3 protein-coding genes are annotated in these 2,639 nt (G+C 31.8%); all 3 read right to left on the bottom strand.

The annotated features are described in order from the left end of the window. Positions 1-53: 53 nt before the first annotated feature. Positions 54-719 (bottom strand): FeoB-associated Cys-rich membrane protein, encoded by a 666-nt coding sequence (locus tag KDU71_RS22615; protein WP_212193406.1) that lies wholly within the window; start codon positions 717-719, stop codon positions 54-56. 253 nt (positions 720-972) lie between these two features. Further along, positions 973-1,674 carry a hypothetical protein gene (locus tag KDU71_RS22610; protein WP_212193405.1) on the bottom strand — a complete coding sequence of 234 codons (702 nt, stop codon included), beginning with the start codon at positions 1,672-1,674 and terminating at the stop codon, positions 973-975. A gap of 275 nt (positions 1,675-1,949) precedes the next feature. Beyond that, positions 1,950-2,510 carry a hypothetical protein gene (locus KDU71_RS22605; protein ID WP_212193404.1) on the bottom strand — a complete coding sequence of 187 codons (561 nt, stop codon included), beginning with the start codon at positions 2,508-2,510 and terminating at the stop codon, positions 1,950-1,952. Positions 2,511-2,639 lie beyond the last annotated feature (129 nt).

The following is a 2,639-nucleotide window of genomic DNA, read 5'->3' as shown; positions in this document are numbered from 1 at the left end:
CATATCAATCCCCATAGATAGTGATTTCTAACCGGTTGTCGGCAACACCGCGTTCAGACTCTGGTTTTCAACCAGCCAGAACGCTTAGTTATTGGTGGCTGGGCTTTTAATCTTTTTATTGTAATATTTTCATGAACCCATTTTGCTTCTTCCTCTGGAGTCACATTATCCAATGTGCTATCTATTCTACTAAAAGTCGCATTAGGGTAATCATATGGTTTGCTGTCATCAAAATATGGTCCTACAACACCGACACACCAACCATCCTTTGCCGCCCAATGAGGTTCGTTAACTCTGTATTTAAAAACTTCATAATGAACACAATCTCTTTGTCCATTTAGGTCAAAAGTTACTCTTTTTATATATTCAATCTCATCAGGACATGCGTCTAGTTCTGTCGGAAATTCTAACCAATTAACTAAATTACTTTCTGCGGCATTTATGATGGTATATAATTCTTTAGGAAAAAGGTCTGTTTTGTTGTAGTCATTTAGTAACTGATATGTTGCTTCTCTTGTCAAAACACTTTTTGCTAATGGAAAAACATCTTCGTTTGTCAATGCTTCTTCATTCTCTAGTTTATCAAATAAATCTTTGACCCTCTCAAATCTTAATGCGTTTATTTTTCTGTTCTGAATTTTAACAACTATGAGTCTATAAATAAGAAAAGTCACTATTGCTAGTATAACTAATCCAATTATTATAAAGACAATTTTCATTTGTTATCGAATTTTAGTATACCTATTTCTATGGTGTTTTTGCCTTGCCACCAACGGACGCGGCTATGAAGCGTAAGTGAGATTTTAACCGTACTCACTTTCAAACTTCACGAAGCCAAAGCGTTGTATTTGTTTTTATCTTTTCATTTCAAAAGCCAAATCGACGATTTGGCGCTGTTTGCCGAAGCTGCGAACCAACCAAAATGAGTCGGCTCACTTATGCTTTATTAGCCATTGTTGGCCACTGGCATTTTTAATCTCCTGCAAAGAATAAGTTCTCAATTTCACGAGAATAATAAAAATCAAGTTCCCACCAGCCAAGTAGTCCAAATGATGTTTTAATAAGAAAATAATGGGCGTCATCACTGAATTCAGATACAACAACTTCAATGTTTGAATTTGCAGGCAATGAGGCAACAATTTTCTTTTTTTCTTTGCTTTCATATAGCTTTATTGGCTTTAATGTCTTGGTTTTAAGTCCAACAAAGTACAATGGTTGTTTTACCTCAGAGATGGTGTCCTTTTCAAATTTTATTTTTCTCTTTTTGTCGAACATGTTATTTGTATGTCCCGACACATAAGCAAAACCATTTCCAGGTATAAATAATTGCTTTCCGCCAATTGTAAATTTATACTCATACTTTTCTTTGTCAATGCTGTAAAATGAAAAACTATAATCATCACTTGGTGCATTAGTGAAGGTAATCATGTAATTCAGATTCTCTGTCTTATTTACATTTGCAATTCCAATAATAGTCTCTACAGGATTTTCTTCATTGAACTTTTCCTCAATTGAAATCTTGGTTTCATAGTCATGTGGAAGAAATGCAAAAACCTGTCCGTATGATTCAAGATGAACTTTCTTTAAATGCTTAAATGATTCTGGAACCTTATATTGCTGAGCATTACAATTTAGCATTGAAAGAATTCCAAGGATTATTATTAGTTTATTCATTTGCTGCGTTTTTTTTGCTTGTGGCCAACGTTGAAGTGTAAAAAACGTTGCGCAGTTCAAGTCAATTACGTTTCAGGTTACAACCAACGTTGATTATTTATTTTGAGTTTGAATATAACACTTTCCGCGCAAATGTTTTTTGACACATTGTTGTGCCAAGTACTTCCTCAATTTATATCTTGTATTTTTTAATTATTACCTTCTTTAACTTTTCTGTATCTTTCTTAAAGCCCTTAAAATATAGTCAAGTAATCAAACTGTAGCTTTTTTGAAAGCTATATATTCTTTTTTCTTTTAGTAATAGCAATAACAATAGTCAAAACTCCTAATCCGAACAATACAACTACTAAAATCTGTACTTTCCTTATCACATTGAAATTATTTAATACTGCAACTTTTAAATCCTTTTGAAATTGACTTTCAATCAGTAAAATCTGATTTATCTGTTTATTAAAGTCTATCAAAAAAATTCTATTTAAATAATCATTTTCTTTATAAGAATTGTTTTGCTGATCGATTTTATTAGATAATTCATCAATCAGTCTTTTTTTGTTTGGGTGTGGTTTTGGAGTAGATCTGGAAATAGGTCCTTTTAAAAACTCCTGAGATTTCTCGTAGAGGACAAACCAGTTTAATTTTGTTGAATCCTGAATATAGAGATTTGTAATACTATCAAGTCGGACTAACTGATCAATAACAATATAGACCTGTTGTAACTCTATTTCTTTTTCTCTATTAATCCTTTTGTAATATTTAGAGCCCAATTGAATATAAATTGACAATCCAATTAATACTAAACCTAAGCTATTCAATAATACCTTATATATTCTTTTCATAACCGATAACTGTATGTTCGTTAAGGCACATAGTATGTTCGTTAAGATACATCGTTTACAAAAGTTATAGATTAGACTTTACACTAAATTAGTTTCTAACCTTACTGATTGTTCTTTAGTTCTTAATTC

Source organism: Carboxylicivirga sediminis (assembly GCF_018156225.1).
In the GTDB taxonomy this organism is placed as follows: Bacteria; Bacteroidota; Bacteroidia; order Bacteroidales; family Marinilabiliaceae; genus Carboxylicivirga; species Carboxylicivirga sediminis.
The sequence above is the reverse complement of the archived record's forward strand: the minus strand, read 5'-3'. Positions and strand labels throughout refer to the sequence as shown.